Origin of the sequence: Sphingomonas sp. LM7 (genome assembly GCF_002002925.1) — a bacterium.
In the GTDB taxonomy this organism is placed as follows: Bacteria; Pseudomonadota; Alphaproteobacteria; order Sphingomonadales; family Sphingomonadaceae; genus Sphingomonas.
The window spans coordinates 1,718,410-1,744,810 of sequence record NZ_CP019511.1 but is presented as its reverse complement, the minus strand read 5'-3'; the positions used below and the strand labels follow the sequence as shown (position 1 = coordinate 1,744,810).

Here is a 26,401-nt window from a genome sequence, read left to right as displayed (position 1 = left end):
AAAAGGGGCGCCGCGGTGATGCCGCGACGCCCCATTTTTTCGTGCGACGAGAGGCTTAGAAGGAAGCCCAGTCATCCCCGCCGCTTGCCATCGCGGCGACCGGCAGCGCCTTGACCGGCGAGACATAGCCATGGGCCTTGGCCGGCGCCTTGACGGGCGTGGCCGGAGCGGTCGGACGCGTCGTCATGACACGCGCGCCGTTGCCGACGCTGAACCGCGAGGCCTGCTCGCTCAGCGCAGCGACTTCGCTGGTCAGGTTGCGCGCGGCGGCGGAGGTTTGCTCGACCATCGCGGCGTTCTGCTGAGTGGACTGGTCCATCGTCCCGATCGCGATGCTGATCTCGGTGATCGCAGTCGACTGGGCCTGATTGTCGCTCGCCATCTGGCCGAGCAGGCTGTGGACTTCGCCCACGTCGCCCGAGATGTCGGCCAGTGCGCTGTCGACCTTCTGGACCATTTCCACGGCCGCGACGATGTCCGTCTGGGTGGCTGTCAGCTGGTCGCGGGCGCGGGCTGCTTCCTCTTCCGAGCGCATGGCGAGTGCCGAGACGAGATCGGCGACGACCGCGAAGCCGCGGCCTGCTTCACCGGCGCGGCCGGCTTCGACCGCGGCGTTCATCGCGAGAACCCGCGTCTGGAACGCGATCTTGTCGAGACCCTCGATGACGCTGTCGATGCCCTTGGCGCCGTCGGCGACGCGGCTCATTGCCTGCACTGCGTCGTCGGCGATCGCACGACCACCGGAGACCGTGGCGATGGCGCCGTCGGCACGCTCGACGGTGCGGCCAGCCGAAGCCGCCGTCGCCTTGAGGCGGCCGTCCATCTGCGTAACCGCTGCCGAGGTCTCTTCGAGGCTTGCGGCATTGGCTTCGGTACGGCGCGCCAGATCCTCGGAGGCCTGGGCGATTTCGCCCGAGCCGGTGCGGATCGTCGATGCGCTCTCCATCACGGTGCCGATCAGGCTGCGCAGTTCGGCGACCGCGCCGTTGAAGTTGACCTTCACCGATTCATAGGTGGGCGAGAAGGCTTCGTTGATTTCGCTGGTCAGGTCGCCCTGCGCCAGCTTGCTCAGGTTCGATTCGAGCGTAGCGACCACGCGCTGCTGCTCGGCATCGGCGATCTTCTTGGCCGCATCGGCCTGTTCCTTCTGAACCGCGGCCTCGCGGAACACCAGGACGGTCCTGGCCATCGCGCCGACTTCGTCACCCCGATCGGTGCCGGGTACGTCGGCGGCGTTGTCACCCTCGGCGAGCTTCTGCATCCGCGTCTGGAGGTTGACCAGCGGCACGGTGATGCCGAGCCGCGAGACGAGCAGGCCGACGCCGATCGCGATCGCGATCGCGACGACGCTGACGACCAGCATCGTGGTCGATGTGCTGCTGGCTGAAGCGGTGAGCTCGTTCGACAGCGCCTGGGCGCTGGCAACGTCCTCGTTGTTTGCCTTGGCGAGTTCCTGCGACAAGAGCTCGAGGGTAGAATCGACTTCGGCGAGGATCGCGCGCGCCGCATCGTTCTCGTCGCGCATGCCATGGCTGATCGCCTCCTGGGCGCGCTTGTGGATCGAATCGACCTTGCTGCGATAGGAATCGACCTCGGCTTTCATCTCAGGATCGATCTGCGCGATCTCCTCGAGCACCTTAACCGCGTTGTCGTAGGACTGGCGCTCCTGCTCGGCGGCTACGCGCCCGCTGGCCGATCCACCCGGATACGCCATCACACGGTAGCTCGCGTACAGCATCTGGGTGACGAAGCGATTTGCCCGGGCAAGCTTGGTGGTGATCGGAAGCCTCTTGTCGACCAGCTGTTCGTACGCTGCATCGGCGCCGACGAGGGCGCGCGAGCCGTAGAACGCCACGCTGAGGGTGATCACGCCGAGCATCAGCAACAGGCCCATGATCTTTACGGGAATTTTGATGCGGGCGAGGAGGTCCGCCATGACAGATACCTTTTCGGGTCAGGCACGACAGGATCGCTGCCGTGCTAATGGATTCAGTATCTTATAGTAAATGCTGCGATACGGATTGGTCTTGGCCCGTTGAGCGAGGCCTCCGGACTTTTACGTAGCGGCGGATTTTCGGGTGAATTTGAGCCGTGGCCCCGAGGGCCAATTCCGGAATATCCACTAGGTACAAGACCTAACTGCTTCGGCGCTGCGCACCGGCCTAGCCTCTGTTGCCCGCGAACTGTTCGCGGGGCCTGGTCGGAGGGGCATGTGCCCGGGATCGATCCGCTTCTCGTGCTGATCCTGCGGGAGGCTGCCATCCGCAGCACGCTGGTCGCGCGCCTGGCGATGGGCGGTGCCGATACTTGCACCGCGCAATATTTCGACGAAAAGCGCCCGGCATCGGCGCGCGGCGCGGCGGCGGTGCTGGTCACCGACCAGGAGGCCGTAGATGGCCACCCGGGCGGAACCGCTGCACTGCTCCGCGATCCGCAATGGCGCATGGTCATCGTTCTCGCGCCCGCCGCCGCGCCAGGCGGCGGCGATCCGCGGCTGATCCACCTTGCCCGCGGCGATGCCGCAGTCGGGCTCACACGCTTGCTCGCCGAGTGGCGGAGCGCGGCAGAACTGGCCTAGTTCTTCGGGAACAATCCGGCTGCGAACGCGATCCTGAGCGCTTCGGACAGACTGCGCACCTCCAGCTTCTCCATCAGGTTCGCGCGATAGATTTCCACCGTGCGCGGGCTGATGTCGAGCTCATAGGCGATGATCTTGTTCGAACGGCCTTCGATCAGCCCCTTGAGGACATCGGTCTCGCGCGGGCTGAGCTTGGCGATCTTCGCCTCGGCCGCGCCGACGCGATTGGCGGCCTCATTATCCTCCTCCAGCCGGGAAAAGGCATTGTCGATCAGCTGGAGCAGCGTATCGGCTTCATAGGGCTTTTCGACGAAGTCGAGTGCGCCGGCCTTCATCGCCTGCACCGCGAGCCCGACATTGCCCTGGCCGGTGAGCACGATCGGCACGAAGCGCGGACTGTCGTCCAGCGCGATCAGCACGTCGAGGCCGGTGGCGCCGGGCATGTGGAAATCGAGCAGCAGCACGCCGGGATCGAGTTCTTTCACGTCCTGGAGGAAGGCATCGCCCGAGCGGAAGCCGCGGACGATCAGATCCTGACGTACCGACAGCAAGCTATGGAGCGACGCACGGACGGCGTCATCATCGTCCACAATGTAGATCGTCCTGCTCATCCTATTCTACACCCTCCTCTACGGCGGGTAGGGTGAAGCGGAAGCTCGCTCCTCCCTCGGGCCGGTTTACAGCACTCAATGTCCCACCATGGGCCTCGATGATACGCTTGCTGATCGAAAGACCAATACCCATTCCGCCTCCGTTACCTTTTGTGGAGGTAAATCGGGTGAATAGTTGGTCCAACACATGAACGGGAATTCCGGGTCCAGAATCGCTCACCGCCATTTCGATCATCTGATCATTCAAAGGATGCGAAGATATAGTGATGTGTCGGTCCTGGGTTCCCGAAGTCCGCAAAGCTTCCATGGAGTTGCGGAGAAGGTTAACGAGTACTTGCTGTACTTGAATCCGGTCGGCGAAAATAAAGGGCGCTTCCGGATCAAGGTCGTAGCTCACCCGGATGTGGAACTGTCCGGTGCCGACGAGCACGAGATCAACCGCGTCACGCACCGTCCTGTCGACTGACTCGGTGCGCATCTCGACTTCGCCGCGTGCCATAAAGGCACGCATCCGGCGGATGATTTCGCCGGCGCGCTGCGTCTGTTCCGATCCCATCCGGAGCAGATCGAGGATTCGATCGGTGCCTTCGCCGCGTTCGATCAGCATCCTCGCCGCGGCGAGGAAGTTGGACGTGGCGCTGAGCGGTTGGTTGAGCTCGTGCGCCAAGTCGGCGGCGAGCTCGCTCATCGCGCTCTGGCGCGAGACATGGGCGATCTCTGCGCTCAGCTCGCTCAGCCGCTCCTCGGTGGCAAGCTTCTCGGAGAGGTTGCGCACGAAAATGGTCAGCAGGATCTGGCCGTCGCTGCGCGCCACGCCCGTGCGGATCTCGATCGGGAATTTGCGGCCGTCCGCGGCCTCGGCGGTGCTGGTCAGCACTTCGCCGATGATGCCGGTGCCGGTCTTGAGGAAGTGGTTCATCGTTGAGAGATGCGCCGCCCGTCGTTCCGCGGGCACCAGCATCGTCGCCGAACGGCCGAGAACGTCGGCGGCGCGATAGCCCCACAACGCCTCGGCGGCGGCGCTGAACTGGAGGATCACGCTGTTCTGGTCGATCACCACCATCGCGTCGGGGACCGTCTCGAGCACCGAGCGGAGCTGCGCCTCGCGCCGCCGCAAGGCCGCTTCGCGCTCCTCGCGCTCGGTAACGTCGAGGATGACGCCCACGGTGCGCATCAGATTGCCGTCGGCGTCGTAAAAGGCGCGCGACGACCCTTCGACGGCGCGAACGCCGCCCTGCGGCTGGAGGAAGCGATAGCGGAAGCTGAACTTGTCGGCGCGGTCGCGGACGGTGCGCGCGATCGTATCGAGGATGTGCTGGACGTCCTCGGGCTCGACTTGCGCGCGCCAGGCTTCGAAGTCGGTGATCGTGCCCGACGTCAGGCCGAGCCGCTGCTCGGTTCCCGGCGACCATTCCAGCTTGCCGGTCCGCACGTCCCATTCGAACACGCCGAGCTCGTGCGCAGAGGTCGCCAGCGCGAGCCGTTCCTCGCTCACCTTGAGTGCCTCGATCGCCGCGACGCGCTGGGTGATGTCGGTGACCTTGAGCACCTGCACCGGGCGCCGGCCGGGGCTCCTTACCTGCTCGATCTGCTCCAGCACCGAAAGCTCCCGGCCGTCGCGGGTGAGCTCTATCAGTTCCAGCCCGTTCTCGCTGCGCACGCCGCGGGCGCCCTGCGCGAGCTGGCATTGCGATCGGAGCAGCATGTATTTATTCTGCCCAAGCGCTTCTTGTGCGCTCCAGCCATAGAGCTGCTCGCACCCGCACGACCAATGAGTGATCTCGCCCTCGGGATTGGTGAGGACGACGGTGGTCTGGTCGAGCGCCTCGCTGAGTTCGACCATCGTCGCCTGGCCGCGGGCGACCCGGATCACGGCCCAGGCGGCGATCAGCACGGCAATCAGGATGTTGGCGAGCGTCACCAGCGCCTGGATCGTCATCGGCGGCAGCGTGGCGTGCTCGGCGGCCATGCGCTCCAGCACCGCGGGAATGATCGGCAGGATCACCGCGGCAGGCAGCAGGATGCGGATGGTGCGCCAGTCGCCGCTGCGCATGGTGAGCGAGCGCACCCATTCCAGCCGGCTATGCATGACCAGATAGGCCAGCGCCACCGACGATGCCGCGATCGCCGCGGGCAGCGACACCGAGAACAGCCGCGTCCCGATCCGCCCCGGCAGCGAGAAGATCGTCAGGACGACGGCGACGGCAACGAGCGCCAGCGAGGCCGCAGCGAACAGGCTGCTGGCTTCGCCCGACAGCCATTTGCGCACGCGCGCGCCATAGCCGGCCATCGCGAGTAGGAGGAAGATCGTGCTCGAGCTGAAGCTGGTTCTGCCGGGAAAGGACGCCTCATAGCCGGAAACCAGCTTGCCGAAGAATAGAAGGTCGATGCCCAGGTCGATCGACAGCAGATTCTGTGAGAGCGAGGCGACCGCCAATGCGACCGGGACCAGCCACAGAAGCGAAGCGATCGCGTCCTTGTCGCGGATCGACGCGAGATAGCCGAGCGATAGAAAAGCATAGCCGATCGCAGTGAGCGGCCAGATCGGCGATTTGTCGATTCCGAAGCCACGCAGCGCAGGGATGTCGAGCACCCATCCGGCGAAAGACGCCAGGCTGCACAACACCGCCAGCGCAACAAGAGCTGTCGCGACGTTTCTTTTGGGGGGTGGCTGCCTCTCGGCTGGCGCACCCAAACGGTTACTCACTCGCAAAATACCTGCCCCTGTACAGGGTAAAGTGCAGCGCCCCTGCCTTAACACCGAATAATTCGTTGTGGAAAGCTCCGTACATCCACTGTGAGCGGTAATTGTGGCCTTCCAATTTTTCCGTGGTATTTCAATGGCGAAGCTGGCGCTTGCTAAATTTTCTGTTTGCCACGATCAAGGCGCGGCGCCGCGAGCGCAACGAACAGGGAAGGAATCGCGCTTGTTTCGACCGGTCTTGATCCTCGGCGCCGCGCTGGCGCTGGCGGGATGCGCGGAGAATGCCAGCAGGGCGCAGACCAGTTCCGCCGAGCCGGCGGCGTCGGGTCCGGGCAAGGGCAGGGGCTATTCGCACGATCCCTTCCCCTCGACCTATCGCACTTATCCCGGCGCACCGACGCTGGTGAACAACGTCACGGTCTTCGACGGCGAAGGCGGGCGGATCGACGGCGGATCCGTGCTGTTCCGCGACGGCAAGATCGTCGAGGTCGGCCAGACGATCGAGGCGGGGGCAGGCGTCACCGTGATCGACGGCCGCGGCAAGTACGTCACCCCCGGCGTGATCGACATCCATAGCCATCTGGGCGACTATCCTTCGCCCGGCGTGGAAGCGCTGTCCGACGGCAACGAGATGACCGGGCCGGTCACTGCCGAAGTCTGGGCCGAGCATAGCGTCTGGCCGCAGGATCCGGGTTTCGCGCGCGCACTGACCAATGGCGGCGTCACCACGCTGCAGATCCTGCCGGGCTCGGCAAACCTGTTCGGCGGGCGATCGGTGACGGTGAAGAACGTCTATGCCCGCACGATGCAGGGGATGAAGTTCCCCGGCGCGCCCTATGGCCTGAAGATGGCGTGCGGCGAAAACCCCAAGCGCGTCTATGGCAGCAAGGGCCGGTCGCCGGCGACGCGGATGGGCAACATCGCCGTCGATCGCCAGACCTGGGCCAAGGCAGTCGAATATAAGCGCCGCTGGGACAAATATGAGGACAAGGGCGGCGAACCGCCGACCCGCGATATCGCGATGGACACGCTTCGCGGCGTGCTGGAAGGCGAGATCCTCGTCCAGAACCATTGCTACCGCGCCGACGAGATGGCCGTGGTCATGGATATGGCCAAGGAGTTCGGGTACAAGGTGACGGCGTTCCATCACGCCGTCGAGGCGTACAAGATCGCCGACCTCCTCAAGGCCAACAACACCTGCGCCGCAGTGTGGGCCGACTGGTACGGCTTCAAGATGGAAGCCTATGACGCAGTCAACGAGAACCTCGCTATCCTGGAAAAGGAAGGCGCGTGCGCGATGATCCATTCGGACGACCAGAACGGCATCCAGCGGCTCAACCAGGAAGTCGCCAAGGCGCGCTCGGCAGGGCGCAAGGCCGGCTTCGACATCTCCGAGGCGGCGGCATGGCGCTGGCTGGCGATCAACCCGGCCAGGGCGCTGGGCATCGCCGACAAGACCGGCAGCCTCAAGCCCGGCAAGATGGCGGACCTCGTGCTGTGGAACGGCAATCCGTTCAGCGTCTACACGCGGCCTCAGATGGTGTGGGTCGACGGCGCGTTGCTCTACGACGCCAGCAACCCGAAGCTACGGCCGGTATCCGATTTCGAGCTGGGCCAGCCCGGCGAGGGAGACGTGAAGTGATCAGGACGCTGCTCCTCTCGGCGAGCGCGATGCTCGCCATCGCCTCGCCTGCCGCCGCGCAGACCGTGGTCATCACCAATGCCAAGCTCGTGATCGGCGACGGCACCGGACCGTCCGAGGGCGGCACGGTGGTGATCCGCGACGGCCGCGTCGTTGCTTCAGGTGCCGGGGTTGCCGCGCCGGCGGGCGCGCGCATCGTCGATGCCGGCGGGCGCTGGGTCACGCCCGGCATCTTCGCCGGCTTCACCCGGATGGGCATCGTCGAAGTCGATGCCGTTTCGGGGACCAACGATACCGCCGCGGGAAGCTCGCCGTTCAACGCCGCGCTCGACGTGGCGCCGGCAGTCAGTCCGAAGAGCAGCCCGCTGGCGATCAACCGGCTCGAAGGCGTCACCCGCGCCGTCGTGGCGCCGGACAACAGCAACGGCTCGATCTTCGCCGGGCAGGGTGCAATCATCGATCTGGGCGCCGACATGGGCGCAGTCGCCAGACCGCGCGCTTTCCAGTTCATGGAATATGGCGAGGCCGGCGCACGCGCCGCGGGCGGGAGCCGCGCCGCGGCCTATGCGATGCTCAAGAACGCGCTGTTCGAAGTGCGCGACTATGTCCGCAGCCCGGCGAGCTTCGCCGATCGCGGCAAGGACGCGCTGCTGACCCGCGCCGATGCCGAGGCGCTGGTGCCAGTGGTGCAGGGGCGGATGCCGCTGCTCGTCCATGTCGAGCGCGCTTCGGACATCCTGGCGATGCTGGCGCTCAAGCGCGAGGTGCCGACGCTGCGGATGGTGCTGGTGGGCGCGGCCGAGGGCTGGACGGTGGCGCGCGAGATCGCCGCGGCAGGCGTGCCGGTGATCGCCTCGGCGCTCGCCGACTTGCCCGAGAGCTTCGAGCAATTGGCAGCCACTCAATCGAACATCGGCCGGATGAAGGCCGCGGGCGTGCTGGTCGGCATCGGCACGATCAACCAGGACGAGGCTCGCCAGGCACGCTGGGAGAAGCAGTTCGCCGGCAACCTCGTCGCGCTGGGCAAGATGCCCGGGGCGAGCGGGCTCAGCTGGGGCGAGGCGTTCGCGACGATCACCTCGCGGCCGGCCGAGGCGTTGGGGATGGGCGACGCATTCGGCTCGCTTAAGCCCGGCCGGCATGGCGACGTGGTGATCTGGGACGGCGATCCGCTCGAGATCGGCAGCTCGGCGGTCAGCGTGTTCATCGACGGCGTCGAGCAGCCGATGACCAGCCGCCAGACCCGGCTGCGCGACCGCTACTGGGATCCCAAGGAGGGGCCGCTGCCCAAGGCTTATCAGCACTGAGCGACATTTCGTTGCGGAACCTTCACGACCGGTTCGGCATTGCCAGTGCAGCGACATGAATCCGGTGCGCCCCGCGGCGCCCGGCAGCCTGGAGAGATGCGGATGAAGATGGTCATGTTCTTGCCGACGATCGCAGCGCTGGCGCTTGCCGGGTGCGGACCCGCCGCGGAGCGGAACGAGACGGCGAACAGCGCCGTCGCCGAGCCCGGCAATGCCGGTGCGGAGGCGAATGCGACCGGCAACGATGCTGCGGCGGGCAATGCGCTGGAGGCAGTGCTCGCCATGTCCGACCGTCAGCGCAACGTGGTCTTTATCCGCGCGCTGATGGACGCAGGGATCGACTGCCAGTCGGTCAACTCGTCGGTGCGGCTGCCCGATCAGGACGGCAAGCCGCTGTGGCGGGCCAATTGCCCGGGCGGCGTGGCGCACATGATCAGCATCACGCCCGACGGCACGGCGAATATCGTGAGCCGCACCGACCGGTAGTTTGGAAGCCCGACACGCTTTTTTTCAGTCACGCCGGCTTTGAGTCGGGATTCCCACTTCTTCTTCCTGATCGTTGAAGGCAGCGGGCCCCTGGCTCAAAGCCGGGGTAACGAAGGAAGGAATGGTCGTCAGGCTGAGCACCTTCATGACAATAGCAAGCCGGAAGCTGAGCCCCTTCGCCAGTCTGCACCTGATTGGAAGCGCTGGCTGGTCGAGGCGAGAGCTGCGCAGCGGGGGCATTGCGAAACCAAAGGTCACACTAGGGTCACACTATCGCGCACGTTCCAGCGGCAGCGGAGCCACGCGGAAAATTGCAAAGACTGAGCCCAACGCGCGTTTGCGTTCTGGCCGGGACCGACGTCGTCAAAGAGCGAGGGCCAAGTGCCCAAGCGTCGATTTCAGCAGGCGAAATCCTACACTCAAGCCGTTGTCACGCCGCAGCCAGGCGCGCCTCGGGGGCCAGCTGCATCCGACCCAATTGGATTAGACCTTGGGCTGCCGACTGCGCAAAGAAAAGGGGAGGCCCCTTGCGAGACCTCCCCCAAGTCGGGCGGGAAGGTTCAGAGGGCGACGACGCCGCCGTCATTCTTGGTGATCACGGCGACGGCCGAGCGCGGACGGACGCTGGCGCCCGCCGTGCCGGTCGCCTGGCTGTCGGGCCAGTGGCCGCCCGGCGCGGCGACGGTGCCGCCGTCACCTGGGTGCTGGATCCCGACGAACAGCGTGCGGCCGTCCGGCGTGGTGTCGACGCCGGTGATCTCGCAATCGACCGGGCCGACGAGGAAGCGCTTGAGCGTCGCGGCGGTTGCCGTGGCGCCAACGCGGGTGGCCTGGGTGGCCGTCGCACCGCCGACCGCAGTGTTGGTGATCGTGCGCGCGCCGCCGTCGCCCACCGATCCCGGCATTGCCGCCAGCATCATGCAGTTGGTGACGTCGGTATAGGCGCCGTCGTCGGTCTGCAGCCACAACAGCGGCTTGCCCTGGCCCGAGGCGTTGCTCGACCGGCCGAACCACAGGCCGTCGGGGCTCGAGAAGTCGTTGTCCGCGGTGAGGCCGGAGAGGTTGATGTTCGCCGCGTCGAGATCGACGCCGGCACCGAACAGATAGATGTCCCAAGTGAAGGCAGTCGCTTCGGTGGTGTTGCCGGTCTCACGCAGGCGGATGACGTGGCCGTTGGGATTGCCGGTCTGCGCCGCGGCGCCCTTGGGATCGTTATAGTGGCGCGGATTGGCGGCGTCGGTGGTGGTGATCGAGCGGCTGCTGTTGTTGGTCAGCGTCAGATAGACTTCGCCGGTCACCGGATTGACTGCAGTCCATTCCGGCCGGTCCATCGGCGTCGCGCCGACGACGTCGGCGGCGAGGCGAGGATGGACCAGCACATCGGCCTGATCGGCGAAGGCGTAGGTCGGGTTCGCCGCTGTGATGCCGTTCTGGCCGAACACCAGCGGGATCCAGCTGCCGCTGCCATCGGCGTTGAACTTGGCGACGTAGAGCGTGCCGTTGTCGAGATACTTGTCGCCCATCGCGAGGCGATCGGTGGCGTTGGCGTCGGCAGCGACCCAAGGCGTCGCCGAGACGAACTTGTACATATATTCGCGCTGCGAATCGTCACCCATGTACCAGGCGGGCTTGCGGCCGGCGACGAGCAGGCCGGGCCAGGCGCCCTCATGGCCGAGGCGGCCGAGCGCCGTGCGCTTCCGCGGCGCCGCGGAAGGGCTGTACGGATCGATCTCGACTACCCAGCCGAACTGGTTGGGTTCGTTGCGGAAATCGTCGGTTGCCGAGGCGCCCGTCGCGCGCGCATCCCAGCGGCGGAAGCGCGTGTCGGCACCATCGGCGGCAACCACGGTGGCCCAGCCATAGCTGCCGCCCGCGGTTGCCGAGACGCCGTAACGGCTGAGCGCGGTGGTTTCCTTGGGCGTGCGGGCGACGTCGCCGCTGCGGCGGAAATAGCCGGCCCAATTCTCTTCGCAGGTCAGGTTGGTCGCCCAGGGGGTGACGCCGTTGGCGCAATTGTTGATCGTGCCGCGGCCGGCGGTGCCGGCAGGCGAGTAGACCGTCTTGAGATAGTCGGTGCCCCGGACCGGGCCGTTGAACACCATCGGGGTGTTCGGAGTGATGCGGCGGTTGAAGCTGCTTGCCTGCACCACGGTCCAGGCGCGGTTGGCGCCTTCGTTCAGCTCGGTGACGCTCACCCCGTGGCACTCGATCTCCTTGATCGCCTCGGCTTCCGGACGCGGGCTGCCCGAGGCGCCGGCGGCGTGAAGATATTTCTGAGTGATGTTCTCGTGGTTCTGGACGAGCAGGCCGCGCGTCGAGCCGAGATCGTCGCGGGCGCCGGCGGCGCTGAGGCCGAACCAGCACAGGGCATCGCCATGATCGCCGATGCGCTGGGCGAAATTGGTGTCGGTGCCGTCGTTCTTGTAGGCCGCGACGCCGGCAGCGATCGGATCGCCGAGGCGGTTGACCACCTGCACGCTATAGCCTGCGGGGACGCTGACCACGTCGAGCTTGTTCTTGGCGACGGCAGTGAAGCCGAGCTGGGCGGGGTTCACCGTCACGGTGGTGGTGGCGCTTGCCGCGGTCTTGCCGTCCGACGCCGCGAACTGGAAGGTGAGCACGGTCGCGCTGGTGACGCTGGGTGCGAGGAAGGTCACGGTGTTGCCGGTCGGGCCATTGAGCGCGACTGCGGTGCCGCCGGTCTGCGTCCATGCAACCGCGCCGCTCGAGCTGGCGGTGCCGGTCAGCGTCACGACGCGGCCGGAGCTGGTGGTGCCTGCGGCGCCGGCGCTCACGGTTGGGGCGGGATCGGTCTCGACGGCGTTCGAATCGCAGGCGGCGAGGAGCGAGCCGCCCAGCGTCGCGGCGACGATCGCCGATCCGCCGCGCAGCGTCTGGCGGCGCGACAGGCGCTGTGCGGCCAGTTCGTTGAGCGTGACGGTGCTGCTGTGGTTGGTGTCGACATCGCCGTCGGTATAGCCGAAGGCCGTGGGCGTCAGATCGTTCATGGAAATCCCCCAGGATCATCCGGGTCCTTGGCGACCCGGGTCGCACTGCCCTTTGCGAGGGGCGCTTTACGGCGTGATGCCATTGGGGTTGCGGGACGATGACTCTTCGCGGACGCGATTGTGACGCTTTGCCCTTGGGCGCCGCAGCGGCTAATCGGCAGGCGTCATGCAACTCGGCAGCCCAGATCCCGAACCGACCGCGCCGGCGCCGAGCCTGGCGCACCGGCTGGTCGCGTTCGCGAAGCGCCGGCCGGCGGTTGCCGCCGTGCCGGAGGGTGTAGCGAAATGGCCCGAGGGTAGCGTGGCGGCGCTGGTTGCGGTGCTGATCGCGGCGGGGCCGTTGACTACGATCGCGGGAGCGAAGCTGCTCGCGGCGCAGCAGCGCGCGGCGGCCGCCGATCTCGCAGGGGACGCGTCGCCGCGGATCGAGGCGGCGCGTACCGCCGATGAAGCGCGGGGGCAAATCGACGCAGTGCTGCGCCGGATGCCGCTGGGCGCGACGCTGGAAGCGCTGGCGCGTGCGCTGCCGACGGATGCGACTCTGGTGCGGGTCCAGCGATCGGCGCAAGGGGTTCTCGAGATCGATGTCGCCGCGGCCGATCCGGACCGGCTGCGTGCCGCGATGCGCCGGGCGCCTGCGCTCGCCCGGCTGCGTAACACCGGCCAGCGCCAGGCCGATGCGCGGATGATCGTCACTTTTGCGGGGACCACGCAATGAGGGTGCCGCGGCTTGTTCCTGGCGTCGGGGCCGGGCTGCTGGCAGTCGCGCTGCTGGCCCCCGCGACGGGGAAGGCGCTGGGGCAGTTGGCCGCGGTGCGGGCCGAGCGGGAGCGTTTGGCGCAGGCCGCGGCGATGCCCGAGCGGCGCGTGCCGATCCTTACGGAGGAGCTAACGCTCGGCGTCGGCGAGGCCGCGGCGGGGCGTGCGGCGATGATGGCGCGCGTCCAGCGGCTCGCCAAGGCGGGCGGGGTGCTCGTCGAGGAGACCAGCGCCATCGAGGCGTCCGAAGGACTGGCGGCGTTGCGGATCCGTGCCTCGGGCGCCGAGAAGGCAGTGCTGGCGCTCGCCGACGCGTTCGAGCGCGAACGGCCGCTGATGCGCTTGCGGCGCTGGTCGGTCGAGCCGGTGGCGGGGGGCGTCCGGCTTACCGGCGAAGCGGTGGCGGTGCCATGACCGTGCGGGCGAACCGGATCGCGATCGGGCTGGCCGGCGGCTTCGCCGTGCTAATGCCGCTGGCGCTGCTGATGCCGCGGGGAAGCGGGGGGAAGACGGAGCGGGCTGCGCCGCCTGCGATGCCGCTTGCCGCTCCCTCGCCTTTCGCGCCGCTCGCCGCAATGTACGAGCGGCCGTTGTTCGGCGTGGCGGGAGAGGAGGCCGAGGCAGCACTTCCCGGGGATGCGCCGGCGCTGGTCGGGATCGTCGGGCGGCTCGGCGCCGATGCCGTCGCGCTGGTCCGCACTGCCGATGGCACGCGCGCGCTCCAGATCGGCGAAAGCGTAGAGGGTTGGCAGCTCGCGAGCCTAGCGATCGACGCAGCCTTTTTCACGCGCGGCGCGCAGCGCGTCCGGGTGCCGCTGCCTACGGACTAATAGATCCCGTCGATCTCAACGGTCAGCCGCGGCGTCGGCGGGGCGAGCAATAGGCTGGAGCGGCGGGTGTTGGCGATTTCCTCTGCGCGAAGCCGGGCGTATTTGTCCTTGGCCGCGGCGGCGGCATCGGCGGGATCGCGCAGGATCGTCGGCTTGAGGAAAATGAACAGGGTGCGCTTCTGGCGGGTTTCGCGGCGGCTCTTGAACAGTTCGCCGACGATCGGGATGTCGCCGAGGATCGGCACTTGCTGGCGGGTATCCTCGCGATCGTCGGTGATCAGGCCGCCGAGCACGATCGTCTGGCCGTTGTCGGCGAGCACCGTGGTGTTGATCGCGCGGCGATTGGTGACGAGGTCCGACGCGGCGCTGGTCTGCGCGGCGGCGATCGACGAGGCCTCCTGATTGACCTGCAGCCGGATCGTGTCGCCGGCATTGATCCGCGGGAGGACGCGCAGGGTGATGCCCACGTCCTTGCGCTCGATCGTGGTGTAGGGCGCGACCGAGGTTGAATCGGTCAGCACCGATCCGGTGACGAACGGCACGTTCTGCCCAGACACGAACTCGCCCGCGACATTGTCGAGCACGGTGATCTGCGGAGTCGAGAGCAGGTTCGCGCGCGTCGAGGTGCCCAGCGCCTGAACAAGGATCGAGAAATTGTCGCCGATCGCGAGGTTGCCGGTGAAGCCGTTGCCGATCAGCGCGCCCGCGGGCACGCCCAGCGCCTTCAGGATGCCGCCCAGCGAGGCGCCCGCCTGATCGAACGACGTGCCGGCACCCTCGACTTGAGTCAGCGCAGCGCCGCTGGTGCCGAGCTGGACGCCGAGTGCCTCGGCATCGTCGCCGGTGATTTCGGCGATCGCGGCCTCGATCAGCACCTGCGGGCGGCGCACGTCGAGATCGGTGATCAGGCCCTCGATCGACGCGATCGCGGTGGGCGTGCCGCGTACCACCACGGCGTTGAGTTCGGGCGCGGGCTGGACGGTGATGTCGGGCGTCGAGAAGCCCTGCGGAGTCTGCGCCGGCTGGTTCTGCATTACCGGCTGGGTGGCTGCGTTCGCCGCCTGCATGGCATTGCCGAGCCCACCGCCTGTGGAAGCGGCGCTGTTCGAAAGCGCCGAAATGCCCTGCGTCGAATTGCTCAGCCGCGCGAAAGGGTTACTGGCCGAGCCCGACAGGCTGCGGGCGACCGGATTGTCGGCGCTCTCGCCCTGGCCGAGCACGCCGCGCAGCACTTCGGTCACGGTCTCGGCGTCGGCATAGTTGAGGCGGAACATCCGGGTGATCGGCGTGGCGCCGCCGGGCTGGTCGAGCGATGCGGCGATGCGACGCGCCTCGGCGACCGCGGCCGGTGTACCGCGGATGATGACGGTGTTGCTGCGCGCATCGGCGGCGACGCGCGCGCCGGTGCCGCCCTGCTGATCGCCGAGCACGGTGGTGAGCGACTGGGCGACATCGGCGGCATTGCCGTTGCGCAGCGTGATCGTCGCGAAGCTGGCGCCGCTGCCCCCGTCGAGCTGGCGGGCGATCGCCTCGACGCGGCGGACATTGTCGGCATAGTCGGTAATGACGACGGCGTTGGGGCTGGTCAGCGGCTCGACGCTGCCGAAGGTCGCGACCAGCGGGCGGACGACGCGGGCGACATCCGCTGAAGGCACGTTGGCGAGCCGGACCATCCGCGTGACGAGTTCCTGGCCGCCCGCCGCGCGGCTGGGCACGCCGCCGTCGCGCACGGCATTGGCGGCCGGGACGATCCGCCACGCGCGGCCCGAGCGCACTGCGGAAAAGCCATTGGCGCGCAGCACCGACTGGAACAGCTCCCACACGCCCGAAGGCGAGAGCGGCGTCGCCGAAGTGACGGTGACTACGCCCTTCACCGCGGGATCGAGGATCAGCGTGCGGCCGGTGATCCGCGAGATCTGGTCAGCGACGTCGGCAAGCTCGACTCCGCGCATGTTGATCACGATGTCGCCCGGCTGGGCCTGCTCGGCGGTCTGCGCGAAGGCGACGGCATCGAGCGCGATGCCGGCGAGCGCGAGAGCAGCGAAGGTGGCGCGAATCTGGTTCACTATGGTCTCTTTAGCGAAGCGGCACGGTAAGCGTCAGCCGCTTCCCGTCGCGGAGGATCTGGATCTGGGCGGAGCCGCTGGCCTGGGCGGAGGCGAAGGCGGCGTTGGCGGCGTTGGGATCGCCGAGCGAGGTGCCGTTGACCGACTGGATGACATCGCCCGCGACCATGCCGGGCGGGCCGTTGTCGCCGATGCGGAAGCCGCCGCTGACCGGGCTCGCGTCGAACCGCTGGAGCAGCGCCGCTGCCGCCGCCGCGGGCGGCGCGGAGGGGGGCGGGGGGGCTCCGGGGGCGGGCGCCGTGACCGGCTGCTGCGTGGTGGCCTGTGCAGCCTGATTCTGTGCCGCCTGGCGCTGCTCGGGCGAGAGAGTGGGGTCGGGGAAGGCGAGGTATTCGCTGCGCCCATTGGCTGAGAGGATCACCCGATCGCGCAGGATCGACTGGATCGTGGCGCCGTTGACCACCTCACCGACATGGAAGGGCGCCGCGGCTGCACCGCCGACCGCAATGAAGGCCGTGGAAAGCTCGGCGGGCACTGCGGCGATCACGCCCTTGAGCTCAAGCGGCAGGCTGGTCGGCTGTGCGGCATCGGCCGTGGCGACCTTGCCGAACGGCGCCAGCGCGATCACCGGGGCGATATCGGGCGCGACGGCCGGTCCGCTACGGCCCGACGGAATGGTGATCGCGCCGGTGCCGGCATGCCCCGCCAGCCGCCAGGTCAGCCCGGCCAGCGCCACTGCGACCGAGATCACGACGAGCCCGGTGAGCAGGTCTAGCCCGGTGCGCGCCTGGCGCGGCGTGAGGGAAAGCAAAGCCGTCATCCCCTGCGTCCGTCCACGAAGCCGTCGAGCGATGCAAGGGGCGTGGTCTCCTGCGCCGGATATACCTTGATTCGCACGCGCTGGATCTCGGGATCGTCGGTGCCGCGGCGGACGACTGCGATTCGCCATATCTGGCCGAGCATCTCGACTTGTTCGGCGTCGGCGGCGGGCGCCCTGGCTTCGAGTTCGGCGAGTTTGTTCTCGGCGACCCACATCGCGGCGGTGCGCCGTTCGAGGCCACGGGTGGAATCGATATGCGATTCGACGGTGCGCATCAGGCCGACGGTGGCGATGGCGAGGACTGCGAGCGCGACGAGGGCTTCGATGAGGGAGAAGCCGTCTTCTCCCGCTCGCCGGGCACGGGATGGGGAGGACTTCATGCCTTGGGCACCGGCGCCGGGGCCGCGCGCGCGGTCAGGCCGTCATAGGTGACGACCCAGCGTTGCGTGCCGCTTTCGACCACCGCGGAGAGCGGCCGGCCGGCGCCGTCGACCCCGAGGATCACCGGCGGGCGCACGCTCAACGTCACCACCATCCCGCCGGGCAGGCGGTGGAAGCCGAAGGCGTCGTCGGTTCGCGCGACCATCTGGCCACTCGCGCCGATCGTAGCAAAGCCATAGCCGTGCTTCTCGACGGTGAAGGCCATCATCCGGTCGCCGAGCATCGCATCGTCGGCAGCCGCCTGGAGCCGGGTGGCGAGGCGTCGCGCTTCGGTCTCGACGCTGGGCGCGCGGGTGACACTGCCGATGCCGAGCGTCACGGCGCCCGCCATCACGGCGATGACGACGAGCACGATCATCATTTCGAGCAGGGTGAAGCCTGCTTCGCGATTTCGTTCGTGCCGTGGTGCCCCCCGCACCCGCGTCAGCCCTTGCCGTCGATATCGGCGTCGACTCCTTCGCCACCCGGCTTGCCGTCGCGACCGAGCGAGCGGATCGTGAAGGTCATGCCATCCGACTGATAGTCGTACGGCTTTTGCCAGGCGTCGAGCGCGGGTGCCGAGAGATAGCCTCCCTGCGCCCAGCTGCCTGGGACCGGTGCCGTCGTCGGCCGCTCGACCAGCGCCTTCAGCCCTTGCTCGGTCGTCGGGTAACTACCGCTGTCGAGGCGGTACATCTTGAGCGCCGCGCCGATGCTGCTGATGCTCGATTTGGTGGTGGTCGCCTTGGCCTCGTCGGGCCGGCCCATCACGTTGACGGTGATCAGCCCGGCGATCACGGCTATGATCACCAGCACGATCATCATCTCCAGCAACGTGAAGCCTGCTTCGCCGTTGGGAGTTGTGCGGCGCTTGCGGTTCTGCCTAAGCAGTGCGATGTCACTAAACTGTTTCAAAACTATGCGCATCCCCGCCCCATGCGTCCTTCCCATGAAGCAAATGTGACAGCCTCCGGTCGTGCCATAGGAGCGCCCGACGCGCCGGAACCACTCGCCGCGGGTGTGTGGACGCTGGCGGGCGGCAGGCTGATCATAGCCGAGCCGGGAGGCCCTGCAACCGTGCTTGTGCCGACCGAGCAGGTACGGCTGCTCGCAGTCGACTTGCCGCTGCCGAATCGCACCAAGCGTCTGGAAGCATTGCCCTTTGCGATCGAGGACCAGATCGCCGAGCCGGTCGAGAGCGTCCACCTTGCATTGGGCGCCGAGATCGCGCCGAAACGCTATCTGGTGGCCGTGGTGCGGCACGACGTGATGGCCGGCTGGATCGACACCGCCGATGCCGCCGGGCTCGGCCATGCCGCGATGGTCCCCGATGCGCTCGCGCTGCCGCGTCCGGATGCGGGCACATGGGCAGTCGATCTCGCGGCTGACCGCGCAGTGGTGCGCGCCGGCGACGGCACCGGTTTCGCGGTTTCGCCGGCGATCCTGCAGGCAGCGTGGCAGGGGGCAGGGCGCCCGCCGGCGCTGGCATATGGCGCGCCGCTTCCGGCGGAAATGGCGGCCGGCGGCTCGACGCTGGCGCCCGCGGCACTGTCCGAGCGACTGCTCGCGCCTGCGCTCGACTTGCGCCAGGGCCTGTACACACGCCGCCGTACGGCGTTGCCGAACATCTGGCGGCGGCTCGGCTGGATCGTCGCGCTGGGCGCGGCGGCGCATGTCGTAATCGCAGCTGCGGACACAGTGATGCTGCGGACGATCGCCGATCGCCGTGAAGCCGATACCCGCGCGCTGGTCGCAGTCGCTGCACCGGGCGCCAATTTGAGCGGCGACCTGGCGGCGAGCGTCGCCGATCTGTTGCCCACGGGCGGCAGCGCGCCGCCCGATATCTTCCTGCCGCTGCTGACGCGCATCTCGGGCGCGCTCGGGCCGCTTACGGGTGCGATCACCATCCGCGCGATCAATTATCAGGCCAATGCGCTGACGCTCGACCTGGACGGCAGCGATCCCGCGCTCGTCAGCCGTATCGAAGCGGCGCTGCGCGAATCGCGCGTGCCGGGAAGCGTGACTCGCTCGCCCGACGGCAGCATTCGCATTACGGCGAGCAACGCATGAGAATCCTGATCACCCGGATGCCCGCGCTGGATGCCGCCTTGCTCCGCTTCGACACCTGGTGGGGCGGGCTCAGCCGGCGCGAGCGCGTGCTGGTTTCGGTGCTCGGTACACTGCTGACCGTTGCGGTGCTTGTCTTCGGCGTGATCAAGCCGCTCCAGGCCGCGCGCGCCGACGCGCTCGCCGACATCCGCACCTATGAGACGCTGAGCGCGCGGGTTCGTGCCGCGGGCACGCTGACTACCGCGCAGGCGCCGCGCCGCCAGGGCCCGGCGGCGCAGGTTGTGACCAGCTCGGCTACGACATTCGGGCTGGTCGTGGCGCCCGAGGCGATCCCCGGCGGCATCCGCGTCACCCTAACCGATGCGAGCTATGACTCGCTGATGGCGTGGCTCGCCGACCTCAGCGCGTCGAGCGACTTGCGGGTGCGCCGCCTCTCGATCCAGCGCCGCCCGAGCCCGGGCCGCGTCTCCGCGAGCGTGGATTTCTAGATATGGAAGAGACGCTGATCCTCGTCGACGACGCTCCGGCGACCTTGCCCTACAGCTTCGCGCGGCGGAATGGCGTGCTGCTGCGCGCTGGCGCGGAAGGTGTCGAATGCGTCCACCGCACGGGCGTTGCGCTCGACGCCTTGCTGGAGGTGCAGCGCATCGCCCCGGGCGCCAGCTTTGTCGAACTGAGCGACGAGGGTTTCGACGCGGCATTGAGCGCCGTCTATAGCGGCGGGGCAGGGGCCGCGGCCGATTTCGACCTGGGCGACATGGACCTGGCTGCGCTTGCCGACAGCGCCGCGTCGATCGACGATTTGCTCGACACGCGCGACGACGCCCCCGTTATCCGGCTGATCAATGCGCTGCTGCTCGAAGCGGTCAAGGAAGGCGCGTCGGACGTTCATATCGAGACGCAGGAGAAGCGGCTGGTGGTGCGCTTCCGCGTCGATGGCGTGCTGCGCGACATGATCGAGCCGCCGCGCGCGCTGGCGCCGTTGCTGGTCAGCCGCATCAAGGTGATGGCCAAGCTGGACATCGCCGAGCGGCGGGTGCCGCAGGACGGGCGCGTGACGCTGCGCATCGGCGGCCACGATGTCGACGCGCGCGTCTCGACGATCCCGACCCAGCATGGCGAGCGCGTGGTGATGCGTCTGCTCGAAAAGGGCTCGCTGCGGCTCGACATGGAAGTGCTGGGCATGAGCAAGCGCGACCGCGACGTGTTCAATCGGCTGCTCGAGCGCCCGCACGGCATGCTGCTCGTCACCGGGCCGACCGGGTCGGGCAAGACCACATCGCTCTATGCGGCGCTCAATCGCTTGAACGACCGCAAGCGCAATATCATGACGGTGGAAGATCCCATCGAATATGAGCTTGCCGGCATCGGCCAGACCCAGGTCAATCCGCGCACCGACATGACCTTTGCGCGGGGGCTGCGCGCGATCCTGCGCCAGGACCCCGACGTCATCATGGTCGGCGAGATCCGCGACCAGGAGACCGCTCAGGTCGCGGTGCGATCGGCGATGACCGGACATTTCGTGCTCTCGACGCTGCACACCAACAGCGCGATCGGATCGGTGACCCGGCTAATCGACATGGGGGTGGAGCGCTATCTGCTCGCGCCGATGCTGGTCGGGCTCGCGGCGCAGCGGCTGGTGCGGAAGCTATGCCCGAGTTGCCGGCGCGAAGACCGGGCGACCGACGCGGACTCGATCCTGCTTGGCGGCGAGATCCGGGCGGGCGAGACCTTGTGGCGTGCTGAGGGCTGCGCCGATTGCCACCAGGAAGGCTATCGCGGTCGCGCCGGGCTGTACGAAGTCGTCGCGCTGGATGACCGGCTGCAGAAGATGATCCATGACGGGGTTTCGGAGGCCGAACTCGAAGCGCAGGCGCGCAAGGACAATCCAAGTTTGCTCGACGACGGGATCGCCAAGGTTCGGGCCGGAGTGACGACGGTGGACGAAGTCGCGCGCGTCGTGAGGGACGAGGCGTGATCCTTCCCAGGCCGCGGAGGAGCTAGTGCCCGCTTATTCCTACCGCGCCGCCGACCGCACCGGCGCCAAGCGCAAGGGCGTCATCGAGGCGTCCTCGCCCGCCGCCGCTCGTGCGTTGCTTCGCGAGCAGGCGTTATTGCCGCTATCGGTCGAGTCGGCAGGCGAGCGAGGGCGATCGATCGGCAGCATCGAATTGCCCAGGCTGCGGCGCGCGGGCATCTCGCCAAAGGCGCTGGCCACGGTGACGCGCCAGATCGCCACACTGGCCGGATCCGATATCGCGATCGAGGAATCGCTGCGTCTCGTCGCCGCGCAATCCGAACAGGCGCAGGTCAGTTCGGTGCTGCTCGACGTCCGCGGAGCGATCCTCGACGGGCGCAGCTTCGCCACGGCATTGTCGCAGCATCCCAAGACATTCCCCGAATTCTATCGCGCCTCGGTGTCGGCGGGCGAGGCGTCGGGGCGGCTGCCCGACGTGCTCAATCACCTCGCCGAGTTCGTCGAGAACCGTCAGGCCAATGGCCAGAAGCTCCAGTTGGCGCTGCTCTATCCGGCGCTGCTCGCGCTGGTGTCGGTGGGGATGATGGTGCTGCTGCTGGTCTATGTCGTGCCCGACATCGTCCGCGTTTTCGTGTCGCGCGGCGCCGATCTGCCGCTGCTGACGCGGATGCTGATCGCGATCAGCTGGTTCCTGCAGAATTTCGGGCTGTATCTGCTGCTTGCCCTGGCGATTGGCGCGTTGTTCGCGCTGCGCTGGACGCGCGTGCCGGCGAACCGGCTGCGGCTCGACCGCATGTTCACCGAGCGCCGCCCGTTCCGCCGCTTCAGCCGCCAGATCAACGCCGCCCGCTTCGCCGGGAGCCTAGCGACGCTGGTCGGGAGCGCAGTGCCGCTGGTCGAGGCGCTGCACGCTGCCGCGGCAGTGACGCCCAATCGCTGGGTGCAGCAAAAAGCGCTCGGCGTCGCCCAGCGCGTGCGCGAAGGCATCTCGCTGCGCGCGGCGATGCACGAGGCGGCGGTGTTCCCGACGATGCTGGTCGCGATCGTCGCCAGCGGCGAATCGAGCGGGCGGCTGGCGCCGGCGCTCGGCCGCGCGGCGCACGAACTCGAACGCGAGCTCGATGCGCTGGTCTCGACGCTCGTTGCGCTCGTCGAGCCGCTGGTGCTGCTGGTGATGGGCGGACTGGTGCTGCTCATGGTGCTCGCGATCCTGCTGCCGATCATCAACCTAAACAACCTTGTTACACTTTGAAGCCGATCGAAGCGCAATGACCCCTGCCGCGCGACTGAGAAGCGGGGAGAGCTTGGGCGACCGTGTCATGAAGGTCGATCACGCCGGCGAGCATGGCGCAATCTGCATCTATCGGGCGCAACGCTGGTTCGCGCGATGGCGCGCGCCTGAAATGGTCGCCGAGCTCGATCACTTCCTCGAGCATGAGCGCCGGCACCGGGCACGCTTCGGTGCTGAACTTGCGCGCCGAAACCGTCGTCGTTGCCGTAGCTATTTCTGGTGCGGCGCCGGTGGGTTCGCCCTTGGCGCGGTCACTGGCCTTGCCGGACGGCAGGCGATCGCGGCCACTACCGTCGCGATCGAGAGCGTAGTCCTGCGCCACATGCAGCAGCAAGTCGAAGCGCTCGATGCAATCGACCAGGAGGCCGTCGCCGCCTTGCGGGAGATAATCGCGGAGGAGCAGGAACATCACGACCTGTCGATGGCTCGCGTGCCAAAAAAGGGCTTCTGGCCGGCGCTGATGAGCCCCGTGGTATCTACGTCGACCGAAGCGGTCATCTGGCTTGGAATGCGTCTCTAGCAAGAGCGCTCGTAATCACCTCGCCGCTACATCTGCCCCTGGATCCGCGCGCCTGCCGGTAGCCCGAGGAACGGCATCATCGTTGCGCCGTCGGGGGTTATCGACAAGTCGAGCGTGCCGTTTTCCTCCAGCTCCAGCGTCACCAGCGTGCGGCGGCGCTGCGCCATCGGGGCGATGCGGATCAGGGTGCGCGTGCCGATATGCTCGGCAGTGAAGATCAGCGCAGGGAGGGCGGAGGCCGCGCCGCCGGTCTTCGGGCGGCAGCTGCCGGGATCGCTGGTCGCGTTGCCGCTCAGCATGCGGTCTCCGCCGCCAAACGCGATGCGCTCCATTTCGATTTGCATCGTCAGGTCGCAGGTGAAGGGAAGGTTGGGCTGGAGGCCCTGGAGCAGGCTGCCGTCGGCCGACCCGCTGACCTTGTCGAGCACCGTCCGTCCGCTGAGATGCGCGAGGATGCGGCCGCCGAGATCGGTATTCGGCCCCGTCGCCTTCCAGTCCGCGGCATAAGCAAGGCTGGTCAGCGCGCGTAGCGGGGCCATCTGCCATTCGAACCGGGCGCCGCCGGCGACGCCGACCTCGCCGTTCCACACCGTCCCGGCCACGCCGGTGCGCCATGGCCGGTTCTGGAGCACTGCGCTGGCGGGCAGCGTGACCAGCAGCGCGATCAGATAAGCCGCTATGCCGAGCCCAGTGAAGACGATAATAGGCCGGCGTGCCACACCCCCCCACTCCGGAGTCGGCAATGGACCGGCGGTCCCTGCTGCGGTTGCTGCAATCAGGCCTGGTCGCGTCAGCGGCATCGGTCGTGCTTCCCTCGCATGCTCTTGCAACAGCCGAGAAGAAGGACAAGCGCCCGATCGCCCTGCTGGTGCCGCTCACGGGACCGCGAGCGCGGCTGGGTCTTAGCATGCGGCAAGCGGCGTTGCTCGCCGAAAACAGCCAATACGTGCTGAGCTTCGACACTGGCGGAACTGCCGCAGGCGCCGCCGCTGCTGCCGGGCAGGCGCTGCGCCGCAAGCCCGCGTTGATCCTGGGACCGCTGCTGGCCGAGGAAGTCCCCGCGGTGAGCGGCAGCGTTGCCGGGCGGGTGCCGATCATCGCGTTCAGCAACGACGCGGTGCTGCGCACGCCGGGCACCTATATCTTCGGAATCACGGCGCGGCAGCTGACCAGCGCGGTCCTGCGCTACGCCCGGTCGCGCGGCATCAAGAACGTCGCGGTGATCGACGACGGCACGCCGTGGAGCGCCGCGGCGTCGCTGGCGGCGGGGCAGATGGAAGCCGAGCTCGGACTGCGCCTGCGCGTGATCGAAGTGAAGACCGGCCAGCCGCTTCCCGCGGCGGGCGATGCGCCGGACGCTGTGCTGCTGCCCGGCAGCGGCCCCGCAGTACTCGCGGCGGCGCGCGGGCTCAAGGATACCGGCATCCAGCTGCTCTGCACGCTGCAGGGAATCGACAACCGGCCCGAGGCGCTGGAAGCGCTGGACGGGGCATGGATCGCCAGCCCCGATCCGGCCGCGTTCGGCACGTTCGCGAGCGAGTTCGCTGCGCGTAATGGCGGCGATGCGGGCACGATCACGGCGCTTGCCTATGACGCCGCGGGGATCGCCAACACGTTGCGCGCCGCCAACACGCTGAACGGGCAGGGCCTGCTGGACGGCAAGGGCTTTCGCGGCGTGACCGGCCCGGTGCGCTTCCGCACCGATGGTTCGGTCGCACGCGACTTCGCGATCCTTGTGGCGCGGCCGCACGGCTATGAACCGGTGGCGGTGAGCTCGGGGTCGTGAAGCGCGGCCCCGGAGCCGGCGAGACCGGCTTCACGCTGATCGAGCTGATGATCTCGATGGGGCTGTTCGCATTGATCGCCGTGGCCGGGCTGGCGCTGGTCGACGGCATCATCAACGTCCAGGGACGTACCGAGAAGCGCTTCGATAGGCTTGCCGACCTGCAGCGCACGATGTTCATCGTCTCCAGCGATATCGAGCAGATCGCCGGTGGCCCGATCTCGGGAAGCGGCGCCACTCTGAGCTTCACCCGCGCGGCACCCGGGATGGGCGGCGCGGCGATCAAACTGCGCTATGGCGTCGCCGGTGGTGCGCTGGTGCGCTCCGTCGGGCCCGCGCCGCAGCTGGTGCTCGCGGGCGTGGCCAATGCGCGCTGGCGCTTCTGGGACGGGGCGTGGGTCGATCGCTGGCCGGTGAACGACGAGGGCAAGGAGCGCTGGCCGCGCGCCGTGGCGATCGAGATGCAGGTCGCCGGGCCGGGCGGCACGCCGGGCTCGCTGCGCCGGGTGATCGCGCTTCCTGCGCGGCCCGAGGAGCCCGGGCAATGAAGCGCGGCGAAGAGGGCATGATCCTGGTCAACGTGCTGATGTTCGTCGCGATCGCCGCGGGGCTGGTCGTTCTGATGATCAACCGCGAGGAACTGGCGCTCGACCGTGGCCTGCGCACCCGCGAGGCGGCGCGCGCGCAGGCAATCGTGCGCGGCGGCGAACTCTCTGCGCTGATCGCGCTGCGCCGCGATTCCGAACAATCGCCCGAAACAGATCATGCCGGCGAGGCCTGGGCAAAGCTTTCCGAAAAGGGCGCGCCGATCGAAGGCGGCACCTTCGACCTTGCGATCGCCGATGCCGAGGGACGCTTCAACATCAATTCGGTGCGCACGGGTGAAGTCGCTTCGACAATCCTGTTCCAGTCGATCGGCAACGAAGTGGGCCTCAAGCCCGAGCAGATGGTCGCCGCGGTGGAATATGTCCGGCTGAACGGGCCAGTGACCGACCTGCGCCCGCTGCGGCTTGCCGGGGTCGAGCCCAAGGTCGCGGATCGGCTGGAGAAGCTGGTGACGGCGCTGCCGGGCAAGACCGGGCTCAATCTCAACGCGGCCGGGCAGGAGATGCTGATGCTGCTGTTCCGCGATCCGGTGGTTGCCCAGCGGCTGATCGCCGTGCGCGAGCGGCAGGGGTTCCTGACCGTCAAGGACCTGACCGACCAGAATGTGACGTTGCCCTGGGGCACGTCCTTCCGCTCGAACACCTTCTGGGTGCGGACGCGCGCGACGATCGGCGGCACCAGCCAGCAGGCGGCGACGCTGATCCAGCGGCGACGGCTGCCGGACGGCAAGGTCGAAGTCGTGCCCGTCGAGCGCTGGCGTAATGCCGCCGTGCCGCCGGGGGCACCGCCGTTGCCTAGCGGCACCTAATTCCTCCCTCGCGCAGCGCGGGAGGGAGGCCGGCGAAGCTGGTAGAGGTGATCTCTCCACGAGCGAGGTACCAGCGGACAGGCCCCCTCCGTCGCCTTCGGCGCCACGAGGGAG

The 26,401-nt window shown here is 68.0% G+C and carries 25 protein-coding genes; 15 read left to right on the top strand and 10 right to left on the bottom strand.

Features of this window, described 5'->3' with window-relative positions; translation table 11 throughout:
- Nucleotides 1-55: 55 nt before the first annotated feature.
- Entirely contained in the window at nt 56-1,936 is a 1,881-nt protein-coding gene (locus tag BXU08_RS07850; protein ID WP_077509550.1) for a methyl-accepting chemotaxis protein, read from the bottom strand.
- Between the two features lie 276 nt (nt 1,937-2,212).
- Between BXU08_RS07850 and BXU08_RS07845 the strand changes: the two genes are divergently transcribed.
- Nucleotides 2,213-2,578 carry a hypothetical protein gene (locus BXU08_RS07845; protein WP_077509549.1) on the top strand — a complete coding sequence of 122 codons (366 nt, stop codon included), beginning with the start codon at nt 2,213-2,215 and terminating at the stop codon, nt 2,576-2,578.
- Here the strand turns inward: BXU08_RS07845 and BXU08_RS07840 are convergent.
- Both BXU08_RS07840 and BXU08_RS07835 read right to left on the bottom strand, forming a co-directional pair.
- Nucleotides 2,575-3,189, bottom strand: a complete 615-nt coding sequence (locus tag BXU08_RS07840) for a response regulator transcription factor (RefSeq protein ID WP_077509548.1) — start codon at nt 3,187-3,189, stop codon at nt 2,575-2,577. The two genes, BXU08_RS07845 and BXU08_RS07840, sit on opposite strands and share 4 nt — an antisense overlap.
- 1 nt (nt 3,190) lies before the next feature.
- Nucleotides 3,191-5,782 (bottom strand): PAS domain S-box protein, encoded by a 2,592-nt coding sequence (locus BXU08_RS07835; RefSeq protein WP_253190548.1) that lies wholly within the window; start codon nt 5,780-5,782, stop codon nt 3,191-3,193.
- 334 nt (nt 5,783-6,116) lie between these two features.
- On the opposite strand from BXU08_RS07835, the gene BXU08_RS07830 reads away from it, so the two are divergent.
- From BXU08_RS07830 to BXU08_RS07820, 3 genes are all read left to right on the top strand, one after another.
- Nucleotides 6,117-7,535, top strand: coding sequence for an amidohydrolase (locus tag BXU08_RS07830; protein WP_253190547.1), 1,419 nt, complete (start codon nt 6,117-6,119; stop codon nt 7,533-7,535).
- The gene (locus BXU08_RS07825; protein WP_376787778.1) at nt 7,535-8,842 is read left to right on the top strand and encodes an amidohydrolase family protein; all 1,308 of its coding nucleotides are present in this window, start codon (nt 7,535-7,537) and stop codon (nt 8,840-8,842) included. The genes BXU08_RS07830 and BXU08_RS07825 overlap by 1 nt, the downstream gene beginning before the upstream one ends.
- 102 nt (nt 8,843-8,944) lie before the next feature.
- Nucleotides 8,945-9,328 (top strand): hypothetical protein, encoded by a 384-nt coding sequence (locus tag BXU08_RS07820; RefSeq protein ID WP_077512151.1) that lies wholly within the window; start codon nt 8,945-8,947, stop codon nt 9,326-9,328.
- 560 nt (nt 9,329-9,888) lie between these two features.
- Here BXU08_RS07820 and BXU08_RS07810 read toward each other — a convergent pair.
- Nucleotides 9,889-12,336, bottom strand: coding sequence for a PhoX family phosphatase (locus tag BXU08_RS07810; protein ID WP_077509543.1), 2,448 nt, complete (start codon nt 12,334-12,336; stop codon nt 9,889-9,891).
- A gap of 166 nt (nt 12,337-12,502) precedes the next feature.
- Between BXU08_RS07810 and BXU08_RS07800 the strand changes: the two genes are divergently transcribed.
- The 3 genes from BXU08_RS07800 to BXU08_RS07790 are packed head-to-tail and all read left to right on the top strand — an operon-like array spanning nt 12,503 to nt 13,925.
- The gene (locus BXU08_RS07800; protein WP_150125464.1) at nt 12,503-13,054 is read left to right on the top strand and encodes a hypothetical protein; all 552 of its coding nucleotides are present in this window, start codon (nt 12,503-12,505) and stop codon (nt 13,052-13,054) included.
- Entirely contained in the window at nt 13,051-13,509 is a 459-nt protein-coding gene (locus tag BXU08_RS07795) for a hypothetical protein (protein ID WP_150125463.1), read from the top strand. The genes BXU08_RS07800 and BXU08_RS07795 overlap by 4 nt, the downstream gene beginning before the upstream one ends.
- Nucleotides 13,506-13,925 (top strand): hypothetical protein, encoded by a 420-nt coding sequence (locus BXU08_RS07790; RefSeq protein ID WP_077509539.1) that lies wholly within the window; start codon nt 13,506-13,508, stop codon nt 13,923-13,925. Before BXU08_RS07795 ends, BXU08_RS07790 begins: the two co-directional genes overlap by 4 nt.
- Here the strand turns inward: BXU08_RS07790 and gspD are convergent.
- Genes gspD through gspG form a run of 5 tightly spaced genes read right to left on the bottom strand, consistent with a single transcriptional unit; the run spans nt 13,922 to nt 18,146 of the window.
- Nucleotides 13,922-15,991 (bottom strand): type II secretion system secretin GspD, encoded by a 2,070-nt coding sequence (gene gspD, locus BXU08_RS07785; RefSeq protein ID WP_171982459.1) that lies wholly within the window; start codon nt 15,989-15,991, stop codon nt 13,922-13,924. The genes BXU08_RS07790 and gspD overlap by 4 nt on opposite strands.
- A 10-nt stretch (nt 15,992-16,001) precedes the next feature.
- Nucleotides 16,002-16,811, bottom strand: a complete 810-nt coding sequence (locus BXU08_RS07780) for a type II secretion system protein N (RefSeq protein WP_077509538.1) — start codon at nt 16,809-16,811, stop codon at nt 16,002-16,004.
- On the bottom strand, nt 16,808-17,191 hold the full coding sequence (gene gspI, locus BXU08_RS07775) for a type II secretion system minor pseudopilin GspI (RefSeq protein WP_077509537.1): 384 nt from the start codon (nt 17,189-17,191) through the stop codon (nt 16,808-16,810). The genes BXU08_RS07780 and gspI overlap by 4 nt, the downstream gene beginning before the upstream one ends.
- Nucleotides 17,188-17,670, bottom strand: a complete 483-nt coding sequence (locus tag BXU08_RS07770) for a prepilin-type N-terminal cleavage/methylation domain-containing protein (RefSeq protein WP_253190546.1) — start codon at nt 17,668-17,670, stop codon at nt 17,188-17,190. The genes gspI and BXU08_RS07770 overlap by 4 nt, the downstream gene beginning before the upstream one ends.
- Nucleotides 17,671-17,675: 5 nt before the next feature.
- Nucleotides 17,676-18,146 carry a type II secretion system major pseudopilin GspG gene (gene gspG, locus BXU08_RS07765; RefSeq protein ID WP_253190545.1) on the bottom strand — a complete coding sequence of 157 codons (471 nt, stop codon included), beginning with the start codon at nt 18,144-18,146 and terminating at the stop codon, nt 17,676-17,678.
- Between the two features lie 21 nt (nt 18,147-18,167).
- Between gspG and gspL the strand changes: the two genes are divergently transcribed.
- From gspL to BXU08_RS07740, 5 genes are all read left to right on the top strand, one after another.
- Nucleotides 18,168-19,301, top strand: coding sequence for a type II secretion system protein GspL (gene gspL / locus BXU08_RS07760; RefSeq protein ID WP_077509534.1), 1,134 nt, complete (start codon nt 18,168-18,170; stop codon nt 19,299-19,301).
- Nucleotides 19,298-19,789: a type II secretion system protein GspM gene (gspM, locus tag BXU08_RS07755; RefSeq protein WP_077509533.1), complete on the top strand. Its 492-nt coding sequence runs from the start codon at nt 19,298-19,300 to the stop codon at nt 19,787-19,789. The genes gspL and gspM overlap by 4 nt, the downstream gene beginning before the upstream one ends.
- A gap of 2 nt (nt 19,790-19,791) precedes the next feature.
- Nucleotides 19,792-21,279 (top strand): type II secretion system ATPase GspE, encoded by a 1,488-nt coding sequence (gspE, locus tag BXU08_RS07750; protein ID WP_077509532.1) that lies wholly within the window; start codon nt 19,792-19,794, stop codon nt 21,277-21,279.
- 25 nt (nt 21,280-21,304) lie between these two features.
- A complete protein-coding gene (locus BXU08_RS07745) occupies nt 21,305-22,531 on the top strand; it encodes a type II secretion system F family protein (RefSeq protein ID WP_077509531.1) in 1,227 nt (408 codons plus the stop codon).
- A 67-nt stretch (nt 22,532-22,598) separates the two neighbouring features.
- A complete protein-coding gene (locus BXU08_RS07740; protein WP_216352911.1) occupies nt 22,599-23,090 on the top strand; it encodes a demethoxyubiquinone hydroxylase family protein in 492 nt (163 codons plus the stop codon).
- A gap of 26 nt (nt 23,091-23,116) precedes the next feature.
- Here the strand turns inward: BXU08_RS07740 and BXU08_RS07735 are convergent, their stop codons facing one another.
- Nucleotides 23,117-23,809, bottom strand: a complete 693-nt coding sequence (locus BXU08_RS07735; protein WP_253190543.1) for a hypothetical protein — start codon at nt 23,807-23,809, stop codon at nt 23,117-23,119.
- Between the two features lie 23 nt (nt 23,810-23,832).
- On the opposite strand from BXU08_RS07735, the gene BXU08_RS07730 reads away from it, so the two are divergent.
- Genes BXU08_RS07730 through BXU08_RS07720 form a run of 3 tightly spaced genes read left to right on the top strand, consistent with a single transcriptional unit; the run spans nt 23,833 to nt 26,287 of the window.
- Nucleotides 23,833-24,876 (top strand): penicillin-binding protein activator, encoded by a 1,044-nt coding sequence (locus tag BXU08_RS07730; protein ID WP_077509529.1) that lies wholly within the window; start codon nt 23,833-23,835, stop codon nt 24,874-24,876.
- Nucleotides 24,873-25,421 (top strand): type II secretion system protein GspJ, encoded by a 549-nt coding sequence (locus tag BXU08_RS07725; RefSeq protein ID WP_253190542.1) that lies wholly within the window; start codon nt 24,873-24,875, stop codon nt 25,419-25,421. Before BXU08_RS07730 ends, BXU08_RS07725 begins: the two co-directional genes overlap by 4 nt.
- Nucleotides 25,418-26,287, top strand: coding sequence for a general secretion pathway protein GspK (locus tag BXU08_RS07720; protein WP_077509528.1), 870 nt, complete (start codon nt 25,418-25,420; stop codon nt 26,285-26,287). Before BXU08_RS07725 ends, BXU08_RS07720 begins: the two co-directional genes overlap by 4 nt.
- Nucleotides 26,288-26,401: the final 114 nt, after the last annotated feature.

Bases quoted from the DNA above. Each gene is read 5' to 3' on its own strand.
- BXU08_RS07800 (WP_150125464.1), top strand. From the start codon at position 12,503: ATGCAACTCGGCAGCCCAGATCCCGAACCGACCGCGCCGGCGCCGAGC.
- BXU08_RS07730 (WP_077509529.1), top strand. From the start codon at position 23,833: ATGGACCGGCGGTCCCTGCTGCGGTTGCTGCAATCAGGCCTGGTCGCG.
- BXU08_RS07740 (WP_216352911.1), top strand. From the start codon at position 22,599: ATGAAGGTCGATCACGCCGGCGAGCATGGCGCAATCTGCATCTATCGG.
- BXU08_RS07790 (WP_077509539.1), top strand. From the start codon at position 13,506: ATGACCGTGCGGGCGAACCGGATCGCGATCGGGCTGGCCGGCGGCTTC.
- BXU08_RS07810 (WP_077509543.1), bottom strand. From the start codon at position 12,336: ATGAACGATCTGACGCCCACGGCCTTCGGCTATACCGACGGCGATGTC.
- BXU08_RS07850 (WP_077509550.1), bottom strand. From the start codon at position 1,936: ATGGCGGACCTCCTCGCCCGCATCAAAATTCCCGTAAAGATCATGGGC.
- gspL (WP_077509534.1), top strand. From the start codon at position 18,168: ATGCGTCCTTCCCATGAAGCAAATGTGACAGCCTCCGGTCGTGCCATA.
- BXU08_RS07840 (WP_077509548.1), bottom strand. From the start codon at position 3,189: ATGAGCAGGACGATCTACATTGTGGACGATGATGACGCCGTCCGTGCG.
- BXU08_RS07720 (WP_077509528.1), top strand. From the start codon at position 25,418: ATGAAGCGCGGCGAAGAGGGCATGATCCTGGTCAACGTGCTGATGTTC.
- BXU08_RS07820 (WP_077512151.1), top strand. From the start codon at position 8,945: ATGAAGATGGTCATGTTCTTGCCGACGATCGCAGCGCTGGCGCTTGCC.
- BXU08_RS07795 (WP_150125463.1), top strand. From the start codon at position 13,051: ATGAGGGTGCCGCGGCTTGTTCCTGGCGTCGGGGCCGGGCTGCTGGCA.
- BXU08_RS07780 (WP_077509538.1), bottom strand. From the start codon at position 16,811: ATGACGGCTTTGCTTTCCCTCACGCCGCGCCAGGCGCGCACCGGGCTA.
- gspI (WP_077509537.1), bottom strand. From the start codon at position 17,191: ATGAAGTCCTCCCCATCCCGTGCCCGGCGAGCGGGAGAAGACGGCTTC.
- gspE (WP_077509532.1), top strand. From the start codon at position 19,792: ATGGAAGAGACGCTGATCCTCGTCGACGACGCTCCGGCGACCTTGCCC.
- gspM (WP_077509533.1), top strand. From the start codon at position 19,298: ATGAGAATCCTGATCACCCGGATGCCCGCGCTGGATGCCGCCTTGCTC.